Genomic DNA, 16,703 nt, shown 5'->3' with positions numbered 1-16,703 from the left:
GCCGTAGAGGGGTATGTGAAAATTCCGTTTAATATCGCAGTACGAGGTCGAAACCTTGAAGAAATCCAAGAGAACGCAATCGAGGAATTGACACGAAAATATGATTGCGATGCTGAAAATTGCAGAATCGACTATGTAACAGAGGAATAAAAAAAGACCCTCAAAACTGAGGGTCACTGCTTCCAAATAAGGAGCAGAAATATGAATTATATTTATTATACCACAAGTTAAATTAAAACACTAGGAGGAACAGACATTGAAATTGTATGAATTAGCAGAGAATTACCAAGAAGTAGCCACAATGATGGAGCAGGTCGAGATGGGGTCGGAAGATTGGCAAATAATCCAAGATACATTGGAGGCTATCGATGGTGAGTTCGACATTAAGGTGCAGAATATCTGTGCATTAGTAAAAGAATACAAGTACAACGTTGAGATGGTCAAGGCGGAAAAGAAACGGCTTGATGAGGTAGCAAAAGGCTATGAGAACAAAGCGACATGGCTAGAATCCTACTTGCAAGAGCAGTTGCAAAAAACAGGCAATCTCAAAAGCACTATGTTGTATGGTCCACATAAATTGACATACCGTAAGGGTGTGTCTACCGAGGTAACAGACGTAAATGCTTTACCTATTGAGTTTTTGAAAACAAAGATAGAGGCGGATAAAACCGCAATTAAAAAAGCGTTACAAGATGGCGTTGAAATAACTGGTGCAAGACTGGTTGATACAACATCGCTCAAAGTAACAATCGGAAAGGATGAGAAATAATGACGACTACAAGCATTTATAGTGCACTGAACTATATTCAATCTAATCTAAAAGCCCCGAAAGGGCAATTCAATAGTTTTGGTAAATACCATTACCGTAGTTGTGAGGACATTTTGGAGGGGGTTAAACCTCATTTAAAAGAAACCAATACATGCCTTGTGATTAGTGATGAGATTGTAACAATCGGAGACCACAATTACATCAAGGCAACCGCCACGTTGTATGGTGCAGACGGTGGAGCGGTAGCCAATAGTGCATTTGCCAAAGAGCCGTTAGATAAAAAGGGAATGGATCCAAGCCAAATCACTGGTGCTACATCCTCTTATGCGAGGAAGTATGCGTTGAATGGGTTGTTCTGTATTGATGATACCAAGGACGCAGACACAGACGCATACACGGCTAATACAACGCAAACAAAAGCTAAAGCAAAAGCACCAGAGACAAATTCAATTAAAGAAAAAAGAATCAAGGAAGAATATTTTAATTCCATTAAACAGCAAATGGGAATAAAAGGAATTGACAACAAAACGATTGGCGAACAGATGATGAAGATGTTTGGAAAACAAAATTCCAAAGCATTAAGCGAAGAAGAATTAAAAGCACTACTTAATTGGGCGACTAACTATGAAGTGGCAAGTTGATTGCTTGCAGATTGTCAAAACTCCAGTGGGTGCCATGCTGATGGTACCTGCAGGAGTGGAGGTACTCAATCAGATCCAAGAAGATAAGCGGTATAACATTGAATTGAGGTTACACCGTGAAAGACGGTCACTAACGGCTAATAGTTATTGTTGGGTGTTATGCCAAAAGATTGCTGAGGAACTTTCAAAACATGGCACATATACGAGCCGTGAGGACGTATATAGGCAAGCAATCAAAGGTTGCCAAGCCTTTACACCTATGCCAATCAAGGCGGAGGCTGTAGAACGATTTACCGAAATATGGCAATCCAATGGGATAGGTTGGATTGTTGAAGATGTAGGAAATAGCAAATTAGATGGCTACAAAGTGATCCATGCTTATTATGGCAGTAGCACTTATGACACCAAGGAAATGGCAAGGCTCATTGATTCTCTAGTATCTGAGGCTACTCAATTAGGAATAGAGACAAAAACGCAAGAGGAAGTGAACAGCCTATTAGAAGATTGGGAGGGGATGGATGAACAAAAGCAAGGCGGATGACAATAAATTATATCAGCGAACAAGGAAATGGGCGATAGAACGTGATGAGGGCTTATGCGTACTATGTAAAGCACCTGCAACGGAAGTACATCATATTCTATTTAGATCTAGGGGCGGAGATAGTAGATTATCTAACTTAGCATGCCTATGCAGAGAATGCCACAATATGGCACATGGTAGTTACCATGAGGAAGTTTATAGATCGTTAAAGGAGCGAATCAAATGAAACGAGACCAATTAATTAAATTCATGATTGCACAAAGAATTAAGATGTATGAATCAATACAAGCATATGGATATGAATATAGAATCAAAGAATTACAAGCAGTGATTGAGATTATCGATGGGTTAGCACAATTAGAAGAAGATGATATGTGTTCGGTATCGATGGATGATTTCTTAAAATGGGTTACTAATAACGATAGTAACAACAACGAATAATATGGGATACATCGACGAATTAAACAGCTTTCAAAGATGGATACTGACGGAACCCACTATTACAACATCAGAAATTGCGTTGTGGTATGCATTAATGCACTATAACAATACTACTGGATGGAAAGAAGAGTTCAATGTGGCCATCAACGTACTAGAAGTATCTACGAAGATGACTTCCAAAACGATATTGAAAGCAAGGAATCGATTAAAGCAATTAGGGCGGATTGATTTCTATAGTCGAACTGGTAGACAGTCAGCGGTATATCGAATAATCCCATTTGTAGGGAATAATTCCCAACAAATGGTACAACAAACAGTACAACAAATAGAACCGTTACTGGTACAACAACCAGTTCAACAATCGGTATATATACCTAGAATAGAAGAGACTAGACTATTATCTACTAATACTCATGTATTAGTAGATGGTGAATCACCACCTGTGAAAGAAAAGAAGAAAGCAACGAGGAAAGTATTTGTCAAACCTACTCCATTGGAAATACAAACCTATGTTGATGAACACAATCTACATGTAGATGTGAATCGCTTCTTTGATTACTACGAGGGGAACGGATGGAAAGTCGGAAAGAATCCGATGAAAGATTGGAAAGCGACTGCGAGGAACTGGAGCAGGAACAGCTTTGACAAAGGAGGTGGATCTAATCAACGTGCAAGCTTTAATAGAACGGCTGAACCTAAGCAAGATGAATATGCCGACCTCTATCTATGATGAGTTAGAACTACGAGCCTATTTACAGGATGACAAGGTGGAATTAGTAGAGGGAGCGACTGACAGACCTCTATTCGATATAAGGGCGAGCCAGTACATCGAAAGCAAGCGAATGTGTAGTAAATGCACTGGTGGCGAGGGTTGCAGGACTAAAGGAATCATGACACGCATGCATGCAGATGGCGAGTTGTATGTCTTGAAATGTGGCTTATATGGGGTGTGGCGAAATCAAAAGGATCTAGAGAAAGTGACCTTGCGAGCAAATATTCCTACATCTTATACAGAAACCACCTTAGAAAACTACGAAAAACGCACCGTAGAGAGTGAGAAAGCACATGACTATATGATTACACTAGCCAATGATGAAAGCACGCAAGGAGCGTACATATTCGGTGCTAGTGGGTTAGGCAAAACACATCTTGCTATTGGATTACTTAGAAAGAAGATGGAGCAAGGCAAAACAGGTTTATTTGTGATAGTACCCGAACTCATGGAAAGCCTGCGGAGATGTCTGCGAGAGAATGGTGATGATTTTGAGATACTCCAAGCACTGTACAATGTCGATTGCTTAGTATTGGATGATCTAGGAGCTGAGAAAGCCACCGAATGGGTTGCAGAAAGATTATACCTTGTGATTAACCAACGATATTTAAATAATCGAATGACGGTCATAACTAGCAATTGCACTTTACAAGAAGTAAAGGAACGGCTAGGGGAACAGGGCAAACGAATTACATCAAGGGTGTTGGAGATGTGCAAAATCATCCAATTAAAAGGTGAAGATTATAGACGATTGAAAGCGAAAGGAGAACGGTAAGGTAATGAGTGATAACGTAAAGAATCCACAATATTACAACCGAGGAAAGATTGAAGTATGGGAATTTATCGAAGACCAAGGATTAGATTACCATACAGGGAATGCGGTCAAGTATATTGCGAGAGCAGGGTTCAAAGACCCATCAAAAGAGGTGGAGGATTTGCAAAAGGCAATCGCATTCTTAGAGCGGAAGATTAAAGTGTTAACAGAAAAACACGAAGAAGAATTAGATAAGAAATTTGATGAAATGCTGCCTAAACCTTGCCTAGATTATTTGGAATGGAGATATGAACGAATATTAGATTTTTTGCAAAAAAACTTAGCAGAAACAATGGAGAATTAACCGAATTTGGTAAAAGATTATTGTTGCGAGTTTATTATGTAGGAGAAGAATATAGACGATTATTGCCATCTAGCAAACAAAATGAAATGTTAGATCAAATAGATAGCATTATGGTGGGAAAGGGTTTATTGTAATTGAATTCAAAAGGAGCAGAAATATGAAGAAGAAAATATGTGTAGATTGTGGAAAAAAGTTTTTGCCTAAGTATGACCATATCGAGCGGTGCCATGAATGTGAAATGATCCACCGCAAGCAGAAATTGACCATTGGACAAGTATTGATTTTACAAGGAATGGAACAGAAAATAGAGGAACAGCGAGTGCGAGATGGCTATTATCCATTCACGCACAGATGCGTAGTGTGTGGTAAGAAATTCGGTAATAACAGAGGAAATTCAACAACATGTAGCGATAAGTGTAAAAGGAAGAACAAATATGCAAAAGCGGTGGCAAAGAAACAGGCACAGAGCATGCAGGCTCATGTATAAAAAGTTTGATAGCAGGTACTGGAGGCGAATCAGTGAGTAATCATAACAAGGCAATAAATAAGATGTTAGCAGTTAATGAGTGGCAAGAACCGTTGTTTTAAGGGGTAGAAATATGAGTGAAGAAGTTGGATTTTATACGCAAATAGAAGGTCGATTTACAATCAAAATGAAAGACTGGATAGATGAGGATTTTGAAGATGTAGAGCTAGTTTTACAAAAAGAAATTAATAAGGCGTTGAGGTTCATTAATGCAAATTTTGAATTTAATATAGCTATAGATGAAATAAATCATATTTTAAATTGTCCTTATAAAGCGGAGTAGGAAATAATGCGGAATGACATAGTAAAAGAACATGACCGAATCATTGGTGAATGTGTTACCGAGTTGAATGATATGCTGTACAACGTTGGGGCATACATCCCTAGGACGGTTAAAGATTTGGATGTTGAAGAGGCGAAAGAGTGGGCTAAAGAAAATGATGAGGAAGAAATTCCACCAGTAGTGTATTCCGATTTGATAATAGAATCTATAACGGCTAATTTAGAATTAGCAAGCCAAATTATCTTTTATATTCAAAGTACAAAATATGCATGGAATGATAAGAAAACAGTACCACGGCTTATGGTCGTTGCTAGCTTGTTAACCTGCTGTATCGTGCAATTAGAAAAGAATGTAGATGCTAAAGAGTATGCAGTGGTATTCCTTATGCAGTTGAAGTATGTGCGTGAGATGGTGAGACATCTGATTAATGTGTTGTGGGGGTGATAATGTGAAGATAACTATAACCACGTTTTTTGAATTGTCATCATTGCAAATGAACTTATTATTTGATTGTACAGGAAGAAGAGCAAGATATTTAAGAAGTAAAAGATCTAAGAAACGAATTGTTGGAACAGATAAAGCGGTTGATTTAGTAATTATGGGACTAATTAGGAAGAGCAGAGGAAAATGACAGGATGGAAAGAAGTCAGCTAGACGAGAAAATTAAATACGATAAGCGATTGATTGAACATGTATGCGATTCGTTATTGGATTATTGGGGTAATCTGAATATTAAAAAGAAACGAATTTGTGGATCGATAAAAGCCTATGTATTATTTATACGAGGGATGGAAAAAAGGAAACGTAATGCAAAGAAAATGTAGATCCTGTGGTGCAGTATTTACAGTAGGTGGTGAGTGCCAAGATAGATGTAAATCGTGCATTGATGGAGTACCTAAAGAGGGGAGGATGGTGTTGGGATATACACCGCCGCCTAAGGTGGAGGAAATCGAAGAAGAACCGATAGAGGTTGAAGAAGAATATACACCGCCAAAGTATTGGAACACATGCGTTGAGTGTGGGAAATTCTTTGGAACAGATAACAAAAGATGTGTGTTGTGTTCAGATGAATGCAAGAAAATCAGAAATAGAAGAAATTCAAAAAATAGATGGTTGCAATACAAGGATAGTCGAAAGCTGACAAAGAAATGCGAATATTGTGGTAAGCAGTTTAAAACAGCTAGAGTTAATCAGAGATATTGCACAAAAGAATGTAGCAAGAGCGGAGGCAAACTCACAGTAAAAAATTAGGAGGTAGCATGAAAGAACTATTGATTTTACAGCTGATTATGTTAGTTTTACAAAAATTTGAATACATTAGTGTGAATGCATTTTGGCTATTCTTGCCGTTATGGCTAATCATTGCATATACAGCTATTTTAGTGATTCTATTTATTATCGGATTAGTGGTTAAATTAAAATAATGGTGGAAAAGATGAAAGTAAAAATTAAGAAAACACATTCTAATGGTAAGATTCCAACATATGCAACAGATGGATCTGGTGCATTCGATTTCTACAGTGCGGAAGATGTGAAAGTTACAGAAACACATGTACATGCTATTAACTTAGGTGTGGCGATGGAGATACCACAAGGACATGTATTGCTGTTATTCCCACGTTCTAGCATTGGTAAGAATACTTGGTTACGGATGGCTAATAGTGTTGGAGTTATAGATAGTGATTACCGAGGTACAATTCATGCCTTATATGAAAATTCTTACTGTTATGATGAAAACATAAGAAAAGGTGACAGAATAGCACAAGGAATTATCGTGCCAATTCCGAAAGTGGAATTTGAAGAAGTAGAAGAGTTATCGACTACTGAACGTGGCGAGGGTGGATTTGGTAGTACTGGAGTATAACAATGAATGATGAATTATTAGAAGAATTAGATAATAGTGCAGGCTTAGTACTTGAAGGATTAAACAAATTAATAGAGACGAATGAAGAAATACAAGTAGAATTAAGGGCACATACTATAGCGTTAGCCACAGTCTTTATGAAAATAGAGTCTGATTTATGTGAGTACTTTAATGGTCATTATGAATATCAAGAGTTGCTTATAGACTTAGCAGGAGCATTTGTTTTATTACAACATATATGCAAAGACAAAAGAAAGTACTATGTAATTGTATTAAATTCTTGTAAAGATGATATTGATATATGGGAAGAGTTTGATAATACAAAAGAGTACTTGAAGCATTTGTTTTTATTAGATTACCTTAGCAGCGATGAGGATGGTGAATAGGTGAAACGTAGGTATTTAAATAGTAGGAACAAGCAAAATGTGCTGTTGCTGGCATGCATGAACCAAGAAGCAAAAAATATGGTCGAGTCATTCAACCTTGATGGTGAATGGAAACGCAAGGCAAATACGATTGCCACATTTGCGGAAAAATTGATGTACCACGTAATTGAACATCTTGACGAAGAGCAACGAAAGCAGTTAACAAGGTTAGTTAGTCATTATGAAGTTAAGACCGTACAGACATCTGCTTATACAAAGAAAGAGGAAGAGGAAAGCGATGACTATTTAAACACATTCGCAGAGTATGCCATAGGTGGAGCATGTACTAATTGTGAAAGGGAGGATTACAAAAAATGTGATCTAAGAACAGCACTAATACATGCAGGTATGCCAGTGTTTGATGAATGTGCCGAGTGTTGCCCATACAAGGTGCAAGCATGAAGAATACATTGCGAATAGATTGCGATTTCGTATATCTGAACGAATATATAGAGCGAGAACGCACTAATAGAATGATTGCCTCTAGCATTAAAAAGAAATTAACAAATACAGTTATGGTGCAGGCTTTATGTGCGAATTGTAATAAGCCAAAACGGCAGGTAGATATGATTTTTACATGGCACGTAAAGGGTAGACACGACAGCGACAATATTGCATTTGCCAAGAAATTCGTATTAGATGGAATGGTAAAAGCTGGAATATTACAGAACGATAACCCTAAATGGGTTAGGCATTTAAAAGATTACATCTATCATGATGTAAATAAAGGTTCATCAGATTATGTTGAAGTAGCATGGGAGGAAATAGACGATGAATAGTGTTCAATTAATGGGGCATTTAGCAAAAGATGTGGAGTTAAGATATACAAATAGTGGTAAGCCAGTAGCTACATTTACAGTAGCGGCTACAAATACATACAAGGATCCGAATGGAGATGCAAAAGAGTTCACCGCATTTGTAAACTGCGTAGTATGGGGACAACAGGCAGAATATTTTAGCCAATTCCAAAAGGGCGATAGGGTATTTGTGCAAGGCAGATTGCAAACACGGTCATATGAGGCGAATGATGGCACTAAACGATATGTGACTGAGGTAGTAGCAGATTTCTGTACAGGCTATGCAAAAACACCACAACCACAGGGACAAGGCAATTTTGATATGATGGCCAATACTGAACCACGAGAGGAATTGCCGTTTTAATAATTAGGGATGTAGCAAAACAAAACCACCCTATCAAATGATGGGGTGGTATTCGTGCGGTTAAGGCAAAGGAGCGGTACATGGAATTAAGCAAAAAAGAGCAGCGAGAATGGGCAAAAGCAGAATTGGGTAAATTGTGGGAGATACGAGAAGAAGGTAAATGGGCAAGCTATCAGATTAAGAAATTAGAACGAGAGATGGGACCGAGGGAGCTAAGTGGATCTAGCCTAAGCGGAGAGGGTGGCGGAGGATACCAAGCACCAACAATAGAACAGCTAAATAAATTACAGGAATTATATGACCAATTAGAAGAGTATAAACAACGGTCGATAGAATTAGAGTTACATACGTTACGAATTATTGATAAAATTGATGATGGAATATTGCGAGTGATATTGAAACGTGTATATATTAGCGGTCAACGATTGAGACATATGTATAAAAGCATAACGCCATCGTATCAGACGGTTAAAGGGTGGCATTCGCAAGCATTAGAAGAATTTTATAGAAAAGCGAATGAAATTTGAACCCTAAATATACCTAAATGTACCTAAATATACCTAAATATACCTATCAAGTGTGATATAATATAAAATGTAATAAGTGCGTAAAGCACGTTACAACAGAAATCCACATGAAGGCAAGAATAGCATTATCCATTAGTTGGGATAGTGCTATTTTTGTACCTTTTTTCTATTATTTATCTTTACGTTTTAATCATAAAGTGTTATAATATAAGTATAGAAAGGAGGTGAAGATGTGAAAGAGTTTTATGATTCATTGTTTGAAACAGTTTCATTCCTTGCTAATATGATTGCAGTAATAACTGGAGCATATCAAGGGTATAAGAAATTAAATCAAATTTTGAAAAATAAAAAACCCTCTAAAAGGAATAAACGCAAGCAACGCAAATAACCTATAGAGGGTATACAGAGGGGGAGCAATCCCCCAATGTATCTCAATTGTATCACGTCAAACAGTATGAAAACAAGAACGAAAAAATTATTATTGTTGGCATTGGCTATTGTTTCATTTGCATCTAATCTTTATTCGGGGATGAATTGGAGCTCATGGATTAATGGAGCATTCATTGGTTACCTTTATAAAATGTGGTTAGGTGATAGAAATGCCTAGAGGTGGAGCACGAGAAGGTGCAGGTCGCAAGGTCGGGTGGCGTAAAGGATATAGCGAGGCTAGACAAGGTCACCAATTGCGATTACATGAAGATGAATGGCAAGTAGTGAAAGCCTTTTCTACATTAGTAAAGAAAGATATAGACAAGGCAAGGCAAAAGCTAGAAGAGTTACAAGAAGAAATGAAATAATGTACAAGGACGCTTAGAAATGGGCGTCCTTTTGTATTGCATGAAAGGTGGTGAGAGTGTGACACGGATAGCATGTACTAAAAAACAATGTTTAAACAACAAGCACGGCGTATGTACTGCTAGTGACATCGTATATGATGGGCGTTGTCAGACTTTCACAACGCCTAATGATAGCATGCGTGCAGATGTGCATATGGTATATCGTGTGCATGGAAAGATTAAATCGAAGAAATGGCAGATATTGCGATGAATATTGTAGAATTAAGCATTCATGATCTAGTGCCGTATGAGAACAATCCACGAAATAATATAGAGGCCGTGGAATATGTGGCCAACAGCATTGAAAAGTTCGGATTTAAAGTACCGATTGTGGTAGATAAGGATAATGTTATCGTAGCAGGTCACACACGATATATGGCAAGCAAAAAGCTAGGACTGGAGACAGTGCCATGTATTGTGGCTGATGATTTGACCGAGGAACAGATTAAGGCATTCCGATTGGCTGATAACAAAGTATCAGAGATTGCGACATGGGACGATGAGTTGTTGGCGATTGAGTTAAGCGATATTGTCGATATAGATATGTCGGATTTTGGATTTGTTGACCTATCGGACGTGGTTGCGGAAAGTGATGATACATATACTACTGATATAAACATTCCACAATATGAACCTACTGGGGAGAACGTAGCATTAGGTGCTTGCCTTGACGATAGTAAAACAGAATCGCTACTCATGGAGATAGAGAACAGCAACTTGTCTGCCGAGGAAAAAGAATTTTTGCGAAAGGCTGCACAACGTCATAACATATTCAATTACAAAAATATTGCCAATTACTATGTGAATGCAAGCGAAGAAATGCAGGAACTTATGGAGCGGTCAGCTTTGGTCATTATTGATTACGAGGACGCAATTCGTGATGGATATGTGCAATTATCGAGTAGCTTAGAGGCGATATTAGGTGAGGACAATGAATGATAAATTTGCAGTATTCATATTAAGCCATGGACGACCAAACAATGTAATCACACTTAATACACTCAAAAAATGTGGATACACTGGAGACTGGTACATCGTGATAGATAATGAGGACGATACAGCTGAGGAATATTACAAGAATTTTGGGCGAGAACGAGTGATTATGTTTGACAAGCTAGCGATAGCAGAAACATTTGATACGGCTGATACGTTTGAAGATAGACGAACGATAGTATATGCAAGAAACGCATGTTTTGATATTGCCAAAAAGTTAGGCATAAAATATTTCTTAGAGTTAGACGATGACTATACAGGATTTATGCACCGATATATTGATGGTGACAAATTAAGAAGTGTAACGACTAAAAACCTTGATAAGGTATTCGACATGATGATTAAATTCATGAATGATACTGGAGCAATCACAGTGGCATTTGCACAAGGTGGTGACTTAATAGGCGGAGCGACTAACAAGAACTTTCATAAGAAAGTACTAAGAAAAGCGATGAACAGTTTTTTCTGCGATGTAGACAAGCCGTTTCAATTCTTAGGCAGAGTGAATGAGGATGTAAACACATACACCCTATTAGGACAACAAGGCAAACTCATTATGAGTATTAGCGAGTTTATGTTAAATCAAAAGCAAACGCAATCTAATGCAGGAGGGATGACTTCCACATATTTAGATAATGGGACGTATGTAAAGTCATTTTATACGGTAATGTACTCACCGTCATGTGTAAAAGTAGCGATGATGGGGGAGAAACATAAGCGGATGCACCATAATGTGAACTGGGATACTTGTACACCCAAGATATTAAACGAGAAATATAAGAAAGGGGGGCGAACATAATGGCAAAGATGGGACGACCACCAAAAAAGATAGACCAACAACAATTCGAAGGAATGTGCCAAATACAAGCTACGCAAGAAGAAATATGCCTTGTATTAGGGATTACAGATAAGACGTTAAATACATGGTGTCGTAAAACATATGGCACAACATTTTCCGAAATTTTCAAACAAAAGCGAGAACTTGGAAAGATTAGCTTGCGAAGAAAACAATGGAAACTAGCAGAAAAGAACGCAACGATGGCGATATTCTTGGGCAAACAGTATTTAGGCCAACGAGATTATAGCGAAGTTGAGGTAAAAGCTGACATCAACAACCCATTTAACGGGGTGAGTACCGAGGACATTAAGAAGTTGATAGGCGATGAATAAAGCGAATATATTACATCAAGCACGTTTAGAATTGGCTAGACGTGATTTCTTTTATTTCTGTAATTTGATGGCAGGTGATTTTTACAAAAAAGATAGGCAGTATCTTGTGGATCTATGTAAAGAGTTACAACAGTTCTATGAGGATAAGACCGCCAAAGTATTAATCATGAACATGCCTCCCCGTCATGGCAAAAGTCGGAGTGCTCAGATGTTGGTTAAGTGGATATTAGGCACACACCCGCACGAGAAAATCATGACAGGGAGTTACAATACTACACTATCGACAACCTTTGCGAAGAATGTTAGAAATGATATTCAGATGGTAAAGGCTGACAAGGATATTGTGGTATATAGCGATATATTTCCAAATACACGCATTAAACGTGGCGATGGTAGTATGGACATGTGGTCTTTAGAGGGTGGTTATAACAGCTATCTTGCCACGTCTCCGAGTGGTACTGCTACAGGCTTTGGTGCTAGCCTACTGATATTAGACGATATTATAAAGAACGCCGAAGAAGCGTACAACGAGAACGTAAAGGCTAAGCATTGGGATTGGTTCACCAACACGATGTTATCGAGGTTAGAAGAGGGCGGTAAGATAATAATCATCATGACACGATGGGCTAGCGATGACTTAGCAGGGCGAGCGATGGAACACTTTGGAGAACGTGCCAAGGTGATTACGATGAAAGCCTTGCAGGACGATGGCACGATGTTATGCGATGAAGTATTAAGCCGTGATTCATATCGAGATAAGGTATCAGCTATGGGGGAAGACATAGCGAGTGCGAACTATCAGCAAATACCTATCGACCTCAAAGGGTGCTTGTATAGTGGGTTTAAAACGTACGATACATTACCACCGTTTGAGATGATTAAAAACTATACAGACACCGCAGATGAAGGGGCAGATTACCTATGCAGTATTATATACGGAGTATACAAGAACGAGGCTTATCTGCTTGATGTGATATACACAAAAGAATCGATGGAGATTACCGAGCCACAAGTGGCCAAGGCAATCTATGATTACAATGTGGCCATTGCTGACATTGAAAGTAATAATGGCGGTCGTGGATTTGTTCGGAGTGTAAGGCGGATATTGGAGGAAGTTTACAACAGTAATCGTACAAAGATAGTCGCTTTTCATCAATCGAAGAACAAGGAAAGCCGTATATTGTCACAGGCAACATGGGTGATGGATCACATCTATATGCCTATGGATTGGCAGGAACGATGGAAAGACTTTGCCAAGGCAATACTACGCTTTCAACGAGAGGGCAAGAACGAGCATGATGACGCACCAGACGCATTGACAGGGGTGGCAGAGAAAATCAACGCACCTATATTGCGTAGTGGTCGAGTTAACTTATATTAAGGGGGATAGAATGGCGGATAGAGTATTTGACAAAACAATCAAAATAGACAATTATAAAATGCTACACGATGCCTATAACGGTAGCGGAATATTTAGCTATGGCCAAGGGATCCAACAGCATGCTAGAGAAAGCATTGAGAATTATATTAGGCGTAAATCATTGGCGTACTATTGGAACTACACAAGGCCAGTAGTGGATGCAACAGTAGACCCTATATTCAAAGACGAAATCAAAAGGGATTACAAAGATAGCGTGTTATTCCAACTATTCCTAAATAACGCAGACCATGCAGGAACGACCCTACAAGAATACCTAAGACGTGTTGCGGTAATGGCTAAGCTGTATGGTGTTGTGTATGTATTGGTAAACAATACCGAGAACGTGGCAGAAACGAGAGATGAGGATATAGCGAATGGTAATTATCCATTCGTTACGGAAATAATGCCCGATGATGTGATGTCGTGGAAGTTAGACGAGAACGGAGCAATTACTGAATTTGTATTCCGTCAAGTCGGAGAGTATACAGAGGCAGGCAAACAATACATCTACCATAGATGGGATAGGGAAACATGGTCAGTACATAAGACACTAACTATGACTAGTGAGGACATGACACATCAAGGTGTGCATGGGTTAGGTGTAGTACCTATCGTACAGTGGTTTGGACGTGCTACTCCACCTAGCACCATCAAGCCGTCTAGTGAGTTCATAAGCATTGCACAGACGAATTACTCACTCTATCAGTTATGCTCATGGCACACGCAGTTATTGGCAGACCAAGCATTCAATATCTTAACGTATCCTGATGATGGGAATTTGGCAGATAATTTAACAATAGGAACGGATAACTTATTGGCATATCCTGCTGAGAGTTCAAAAGCACCTGCTTTTATTTCTCCTGATGCCTCACCTGCTAATATGCTAACTGACCAAATGGACAGACACATTCAAGAAATCTATCGAATGAGTGGCATGGATAGTGTGGTGGGTGTTCAATCTGCAAAGAGTGGCGTTGCTAAACAGTGGGATTTTCAACGGATTAACCAACGATTAGCAGACTTTGCCGTACAATGTGAGAGTGCTGAACGTAAGATAGTTCAATTGTTTGAATTATGGACGGGAGAAACGACCGATTTTACTTGCGAATATCCACGAGATTTTAGCATTAATGATGTAACGGAATCACTAGGGCAAGCACAATCTGCTATTGATTTGAACCTTGGATCTAATGCGTTTACGGTAGAGGTGGCCAAAAAAGTGCTAGAGGCTTATATGCCTAACATCGAACCCGACATATATGACAACATTGTGAAAGAGGTTGAGGAAAGCACAGCACAATCCAAGCAAGATAGAGAATATAGTAATCTATTGAATCATGCTAGTATGTTGCAAGCATTAGGCGGAGATGACGAGGACGATGGACAAGACGAGCCAAAAGATAGACACCTTAATTAGTGGGTTCAAGAGTGTAGTCGCATATCTGCTGACACAAGGATTTGATGTAAATAGTGCGATAGACGAGGCATACAAGCTATATCCAGTCATGGACGGAATGAAAGAATCGATAGTCGATGATATGGTGAAAGCCTTTACAAGTGGATACATAAAAGCAGGCGTTGCTGTAGGGGTCGATACTGGAGATATACCATTCTCTAGTGAATCCATATCTACTGCAATGCAAAAAGCGTGGGCGAAAGACAATTTGAACCTATCTCATCGGCTACACTCAAGAGGTAGTGCGGTTAGAAAAGAGGTAGGGGATATACTCAAGTCCACTATAGGTAAGGGCAATACCAATAAAAAGATAGCCACAGAGCTATTCAACCGAGGTGTGATTGATACGGCAGAATTGCCACAATTTATGGATCAAGTAGCAAAACTCCCTATCGATACTAGTGCAGAAGAAAAGCGAAAATTGCTAAGGAAAGTACAAAGACAAGTAAGCAAGCGAACCACCGCAGGACTTAGGGCAGGTTACAGTGAAGTAATTAAAGCCGTAGAGAGTGACAATGAACGAAAGCTAGAAAAAGCGATTGAGATTGCCACGGAAGAAAAGACACGGTATAACGCAGAACGTATCGCAAGGACTGAGACCGCAAGGGCATATGCTGATGGCCAAGTATCACGATATAAGGATGATGAGGATGTAGTCGCCTTTCAATGGAAGTTAGGCAGTAGGCATCCAGTATTTGATATTTGCGATTTTTACGCAAACGCAGACCTCTATGGCATGGGTAAGGGTGTTTACCCTAAAGACAAAGTACCAACGTTGCCAGCACATCCGCATTGTATGTGTAGGCTAAAACCTATCGTTGATGGTATGATTGATAACCCTACACCTAAGGAGAACATCGAGCAGGGTGGTATGGATCTATTGAAATCCTTATCAGTGAAAGAACAAGAACGATTGTTGGGCGTGCATGGTCGAGTAGCAGTACTTGAGGGCAAGGCACGATGGCAAGACCACTTAAGAGGATGGGATAATGGTAAGTTCGAGGTAAGGACACCGAAAAGAGACTACAAACGCTTGAAAGAGGGCGTGAAAGGTGTTAGGATTAAGAAAGAAGAACCAATCCAAGCTAAAGAATATTCGTTCAAAGATAGAAATGAGATGAATGATTATCTAATAGAACGGTTCGGTGTTGGATTTAGTGACAAAGATTTGAAGAAATTAAATCCAAAAACCATAATGGCTAACATCGCTCATTTAATGAAATTAGAAGATGAATTCGGAGCTATAAGCGAATTCATTAAAAGCGGTGGCGAGTGGGAATATTCTGCAAATGGGAAGATAGCTAGAAATGCAAATGCTTGTGTAGTTGGGCAGTTTTATCAAACAAACTATCAATTCATAAACATGAAGTTGAATTTGACACCAAAGTATTACAATCAGACTATTCAAGAAATGAGAGATGGAAAGATAAGTTCTCAAGAGCGAAATTGGTCCATGAGAACTGATAAAGATAAGGCTCATTTACAAACAATTACTCATGAATATGGTCATATCATACATAATCAGTGGATGAACAAAGTAGGTCGCAATATAGACCGTGAAGTACATAAACTTGTTAAGGAGCAGGCGACTATAGATGGGATTGAGTACACAGAGGCGTTAGAGAAATATGTTAGCAGGTATGGGCAAACAAATGAACGGGAGACATTTGCAGAGTTGTTTGCACATGCTATGTTATATAGCGAGCCTAACCCCTTAGCATTAAGATTATTGGATTGGATCAATAAGGAGATGAAATAAC

General features: G+C 38.9%; 30 protein-coding genes. All 30 read left to right on the top strand.

All coding sequences use genetic code 11. From position 1 onward, the window contains the following. Window positions 1-15 precede the first annotated feature (15 nt). The 30 genes from EO127_RS08870 to EO127_RS01750 all read left to right on the top strand — a co-directional run bounded on the left by EO127_RS08870 (window position 16) and on the right by EO127_RS01750 (window position 16,702). Window positions 16-150: a hypothetical protein gene (locus EO127_RS08870; RefSeq protein ID WP_256359600.1), complete on the top strand. Its 135-nt coding sequence runs from the start codon at window positions 16-18 to the stop codon at window positions 148-150. 106 nt (window positions 151-256) lie between these two features. Then, window positions 257-769 (top strand): siphovirus Gp157 family protein, encoded by a 513-nt coding sequence (locus EO127_RS01880; RefSeq protein ID WP_127447780.1) that lies wholly within the window; start codon window positions 257-259, stop codon window positions 767-769. After that, complete coding sequence (locus tag EO127_RS01875; protein WP_127447779.1) at window positions 769-1,410, top strand: ERF family protein; 642 nt, start codon at window positions 769-771, stop codon at window positions 1,408-1,410. Before EO127_RS01880 ends, EO127_RS01875 begins: the two co-directional genes overlap by 1 nt. After that, the gene (locus EO127_RS01870) at window positions 1,394-1,951 is read left to right on the top strand and encodes a hypothetical protein (RefSeq protein ID WP_127447778.1); all 558 of its coding nucleotides are present in this window, start codon (window positions 1,394-1,396) and stop codon (window positions 1,949-1,951) included. Before EO127_RS01875 ends, EO127_RS01870 begins: the two co-directional genes overlap by 17 nt. Then, window positions 1,929-2,177 carry an HNH endonuclease gene (locus tag EO127_RS08905; protein WP_127447777.1) on the top strand — a complete coding sequence of 83 codons (249 nt, stop codon included), beginning with the start codon at window positions 1,929-1,931 and terminating at the stop codon, window positions 2,175-2,177. The genes EO127_RS01870 and EO127_RS08905 overlap by 23 nt, the downstream gene beginning before the upstream one ends. Beyond that, window positions 2,174-2,392 carry a hypothetical protein gene (locus EO127_RS01860; protein ID WP_127447776.1) on the top strand — a complete coding sequence of 73 codons (219 nt, stop codon included), beginning with the start codon at window positions 2,174-2,176 and terminating at the stop codon, window positions 2,390-2,392. The genes EO127_RS08905 and EO127_RS01860 overlap by 4 nt, the downstream gene beginning before the upstream one ends. 1 nt (window position 2,393) lies before the next feature. Continuing rightward, the gene (locus EO127_RS01855) at window positions 2,394-3,122 is read left to right on the top strand and encodes a hypothetical protein (RefSeq protein WP_127447775.1); all 729 of its coding nucleotides are present in this window, start codon (window positions 2,394-2,396) and stop codon (window positions 3,120-3,122) included. Continuing rightward, window positions 3,061-3,939 (top strand): ATP-binding protein, encoded by an 879-nt coding sequence (locus tag EO127_RS01850; protein WP_164742255.1) that lies wholly within the window; start codon window positions 3,061-3,063, stop codon window positions 3,937-3,939. The genes EO127_RS01855 and EO127_RS01850 overlap by 62 nt, the downstream gene beginning before the upstream one ends. 4 nt (window positions 3,940-3,943) lie before the next feature. After that, complete coding sequence (locus tag EO127_RS01845) at window positions 3,944-4,282, top strand: DUF3310 domain-containing protein (RefSeq protein ID WP_127447773.1); 339 nt, start codon at window positions 3,944-3,946, stop codon at window positions 4,280-4,282. 157 nt (window positions 4,283-4,439) lie between these two features. Then, entirely contained in the window at window positions 4,440-4,769 is a 330-nt protein-coding gene (locus EO127_RS01840; protein WP_127447772.1) for a hypothetical protein, read from the top strand. Between the two features lie 112 nt (window positions 4,770-4,881). Then, the gene (locus tag EO127_RS01835) at window positions 4,882-5,091 is read left to right on the top strand and encodes a hypothetical protein (RefSeq protein ID WP_127447771.1); all 210 of its coding nucleotides are present in this window, start codon (window positions 4,882-4,884) and stop codon (window positions 5,089-5,091) included. Between the two features lie 6 nt (window positions 5,092-5,097). Next, window positions 5,098-5,535: a hypothetical protein gene (locus EO127_RS01830; RefSeq protein ID WP_127447770.1), complete on the top strand. Its 438-nt coding sequence runs from the start codon at window positions 5,098-5,100 to the stop codon at window positions 5,533-5,535. Window positions 5,536-5,726: 191 nt separating this feature from the next. Next, window positions 5,727-5,915 (top strand): hypothetical protein, encoded by a 189-nt coding sequence (locus EO127_RS01825; RefSeq protein ID WP_127447769.1) that lies wholly within the window; start codon window positions 5,727-5,729, stop codon window positions 5,913-5,915. After that, on the top strand, window positions 5,899-6,342 hold the full coding sequence (locus EO127_RS01820; RefSeq protein WP_127447768.1) for a hypothetical protein: 444 nt from the start codon (window positions 5,899-5,901) through the stop codon (window positions 6,340-6,342). The genes EO127_RS01825 and EO127_RS01820 overlap by 17 nt, the downstream gene beginning before the upstream one ends. An 8-nt stretch (window positions 6,343-6,350) precedes the next feature. Continuing rightward, window positions 6,351-6,515 (top strand): hypothetical protein, encoded by a 165-nt coding sequence (locus tag EO127_RS08685; protein ID WP_164742254.1) that lies wholly within the window; start codon window positions 6,351-6,353, stop codon window positions 6,513-6,515. Between the two features lie 11 nt (window positions 6,516-6,526). Beyond that, a complete protein-coding gene (gene dut / locus EO127_RS01815) occupies window positions 6,527-6,955 on the top strand; it encodes a dUTP diphosphatase (protein ID WP_127447767.1) in 429 nt (142 codons plus the stop codon). A 2-nt stretch (window positions 6,956-6,957) separates the two neighbouring features. Beyond that, complete coding sequence (locus EO127_RS01810) at window positions 6,958-7,341, top strand: hypothetical protein (RefSeq protein ID WP_127447766.1); 384 nt, start codon at window positions 6,958-6,960, stop codon at window positions 7,339-7,341. Between the two features lie 78 nt (window positions 7,342-7,419). Then, window positions 7,420-7,782, top strand: a complete 363-nt coding sequence (locus EO127_RS01805; RefSeq protein WP_164742253.1) for a DUF5651 domain-containing protein — start codon at window positions 7,420-7,422, stop codon at window positions 7,780-7,782. Between the two features lie 8 nt (window positions 7,783-7,790). Next, a complete protein-coding gene (locus EO127_RS01800; protein ID WP_127447764.1) occupies window positions 7,791-8,159 on the top strand; it encodes a hypothetical protein in 369 nt (122 codons plus the stop codon). Then, entirely contained in the window at window positions 8,152-8,541 is a 390-nt protein-coding gene (locus EO127_RS01795) for a single-stranded DNA-binding protein (protein ID WP_127447763.1), read from the top strand. Before EO127_RS01800 ends, EO127_RS01795 begins: the two co-directional genes overlap by 8 nt. Before the next feature lie 80 nt (window positions 8,542-8,621). Further along, on the top strand, window positions 8,622-9,068 hold the full coding sequence (locus tag EO127_RS01790; protein ID WP_127447762.1) for a hypothetical protein: 447 nt from the start codon (window positions 8,622-8,624) through the stop codon (window positions 9,066-9,068). A gap of 232 nt (window positions 9,069-9,300) precedes the next feature. Next, window positions 9,301-9,456: a hypothetical protein gene (locus EO127_RS08680; protein ID WP_164742252.1), complete on the top strand. Its 156-nt coding sequence runs from the start codon at window positions 9,301-9,303 to the stop codon at window positions 9,454-9,456. Between the two features lie 211 nt (window positions 9,457-9,667). After that, the gene (locus EO127_RS01785; protein WP_127447761.1) at window positions 9,668-9,865 is read left to right on the top strand and encodes a hypothetical protein; all 198 of its coding nucleotides are present in this window, start codon (window positions 9,668-9,670) and stop codon (window positions 9,863-9,865) included. A 58-nt stretch (window positions 9,866-9,923) separates the two neighbouring features. After that, complete coding sequence (locus EO127_RS01780) at window positions 9,924-10,115, top strand: hypothetical protein (RefSeq protein WP_127447760.1); 192 nt, start codon at window positions 9,924-9,926, stop codon at window positions 10,113-10,115. Next, window positions 10,112-10,843: a ParB N-terminal domain-containing protein gene (locus tag EO127_RS01775; RefSeq protein ID WP_127448060.1), complete on the top strand. Its 732-nt coding sequence runs from the start codon at window positions 10,112-10,114 to the stop codon at window positions 10,841-10,843. The genes EO127_RS01780 and EO127_RS01775 overlap by 4 nt, the downstream gene beginning before the upstream one ends. Beyond that, a complete protein-coding gene (locus tag EO127_RS01770; protein ID WP_127448061.1) occupies window positions 10,836-11,696 on the top strand; it encodes a hypothetical protein in 861 nt (286 codons plus the stop codon). Before EO127_RS01775 ends, EO127_RS01770 begins: the two co-directional genes overlap by 8 nt. Beyond that, window positions 11,696-12,067 (top strand): hypothetical protein, encoded by a 372-nt coding sequence (locus EO127_RS01765; RefSeq protein WP_127447759.1) that lies wholly within the window; start codon window positions 11,696-11,698, stop codon window positions 12,065-12,067. Before EO127_RS01770 ends, EO127_RS01765 begins: the two co-directional genes overlap by 1 nt. After that, window positions 12,060-13,448: a phage terminase large subunit gene (terL, locus tag EO127_RS01760; RefSeq protein WP_127447758.1), complete on the top strand. Its 1,389-nt coding sequence runs from the start codon at window positions 12,060-12,062 to the stop codon at window positions 13,446-13,448. The genes EO127_RS01765 and terL overlap by 8 nt, the downstream gene beginning before the upstream one ends. Before the next feature lie 10 nt (window positions 13,449-13,458). Further along, window positions 13,459-14,904 carry a hypothetical protein gene (locus tag EO127_RS01755; RefSeq protein ID WP_127447757.1) on the top strand — a complete coding sequence of 482 codons (1,446 nt, stop codon included), beginning with the start codon at window positions 13,459-13,461 and terminating at the stop codon, window positions 14,902-14,904. Further along, on the top strand, window positions 14,867-16,702 hold the full coding sequence (locus EO127_RS01750; RefSeq protein ID WP_164742251.1) for a hypothetical protein: 1,836 nt from the start codon (window positions 14,867-14,869) through the stop codon (window positions 16,700-16,702). Before EO127_RS01755 ends, EO127_RS01750 begins: the two co-directional genes overlap by 38 nt. The last annotated feature ends 1 nt before the right edge of the window (window position 16,703 follow it).

Source organism: Veillonella sp. 3310 (genome assembly GCF_003999875.1).
Lineage (GTDB): Bacteria > Bacillota > Negativicutes > Veillonellales > Veillonellaceae > F0422.
This window is presented reverse-complemented; position numbering and strand designations above follow the sequence as displayed.

Excerpts from the sequence above, each read along its gene's own strand:
- EO127_RS01835 (WP_127447771.1), top strand. The coding sequence starts at position 4,882 with ATGAGTGAAGAAGTTGGATTTTATACGCAAATAGAAGGTCGATTTACA.
- EO127_RS01785 (WP_127447761.1), top strand. The coding sequence starts at position 9,668 with ATGCCTAGAGGTGGAGCACGAGAAGGTGCAGGTCGCAAGGTCGGGTGG.
- EO127_RS01775 (WP_127448060.1), top strand. The coding sequence starts at position 10,112 with ATGAATATTGTAGAATTAAGCATTCATGATCTAGTGCCGTATGAGAAC.
- EO127_RS01845 (WP_127447773.1), top strand. The coding sequence starts at position 3,944 with ATGAGTGATAACGTAAAGAATCCACAATATTACAACCGAGGAAAGATT.
- EO127_RS01820 (WP_127447768.1), top strand. The coding sequence starts at position 5,899 with ATGCAAAGAAAATGTAGATCCTGTGGTGCAGTATTTACAGTAGGTGGT.
- EO127_RS01875 (WP_127447779.1), top strand. The coding sequence starts at position 769 with ATGACGACTACAAGCATTTATAGTGCACTGAACTATATTCAATCTAAT.
- dut (WP_127447767.1), top strand. The coding sequence starts at position 6,527 with ATGAAAGTAAAAATTAAGAAAACACATTCTAATGGTAAGATTCCAACA.
- EO127_RS01755 (WP_127447757.1), top strand. The coding sequence starts at position 13,459 with ATGGCGGATAGAGTATTTGACAAAACAATCAAAATAGACAATTATAAA.
- EO127_RS01805 (WP_164742253.1), top strand. The coding sequence starts at position 7,420 with ATGGTCGAGTCATTCAACCTTGATGGTGAATGGAAACGCAAGGCAAAT.
- terL (WP_127447758.1), top strand. The coding sequence starts at position 12,060 with ATGAATAAAGCGAATATATTACATCAAGCACGTTTAGAATTGGCTAGA.
- EO127_RS01860 (WP_127447776.1), top strand. The coding sequence starts at position 2,174 with ATGAAACGAGACCAATTAATTAAATTCATGATTGCACAAAGAATTAAG.
- EO127_RS01770 (WP_127448061.1), top strand. The coding sequence starts at position 10,836 with ATGAATGATAAATTTGCAGTATTCATATTAAGCCATGGACGACCAAAC.
- EO127_RS01855 (WP_127447775.1), top strand. The coding sequence starts at position 2,394 with ATGGGATACATCGACGAATTAAACAGCTTTCAAAGATGGATACTGACG.
- EO127_RS01765 (WP_127447759.1), top strand. The coding sequence starts at position 11,696 with ATGGCAAAGATGGGACGACCACCAAAAAAGATAGACCAACAACAATTC.
- EO127_RS01830 (WP_127447770.1), top strand. The coding sequence starts at position 5,098 with ATGCGGAATGACATAGTAAAAGAACATGACCGAATCATTGGTGAATGT.
- EO127_RS01810 (WP_127447766.1), top strand. The coding sequence starts at position 6,958 with ATGAATGATGAATTATTAGAAGAATTAGATAATAGTGCAGGCTTAGTA.
- EO127_RS08905 (WP_127447777.1), top strand. The coding sequence starts at position 1,929 with ATGAACAAAAGCAAGGCGGATGACAATAAATTATATCAGCGAACAAGG.
- EO127_RS01870 (WP_127447778.1), top strand. The coding sequence starts at position 1,394 with ATGAAGTGGCAAGTTGATTGCTTGCAGATTGTCAAAACTCCAGTGGGT.
- EO127_RS01840 (WP_127447772.1), top strand. The coding sequence starts at position 4,440 with ATGAAGAAGAAAATATGTGTAGATTGTGGAAAAAAGTTTTTGCCTAAG.
- EO127_RS01795 (WP_127447763.1), top strand. The coding sequence starts at position 8,152 with ATGAATAGTGTTCAATTAATGGGGCATTTAGCAAAAGATGTGGAGTTA.
- EO127_RS01825 (WP_127447769.1), top strand. The coding sequence starts at position 5,727 with ATGGAAAGAAGTCAGCTAGACGAGAAAATTAAATACGATAAGCGATTG.
- EO127_RS01790 (WP_127447762.1), top strand. The coding sequence starts at position 8,622 with ATGGAATTAAGCAAAAAAGAGCAGCGAGAATGGGCAAAAGCAGAATTG.
- EO127_RS01750 (WP_164742251.1), top strand. The coding sequence starts at position 14,867 with ATGGACAAGACGAGCCAAAAGATAGACACCTTAATTAGTGGGTTCAAG.
- EO127_RS08685 (WP_164742254.1), top strand. The coding sequence starts at position 6,351 with ATGAAAGAACTATTGATTTTACAGCTGATTATGTTAGTTTTACAAAAA.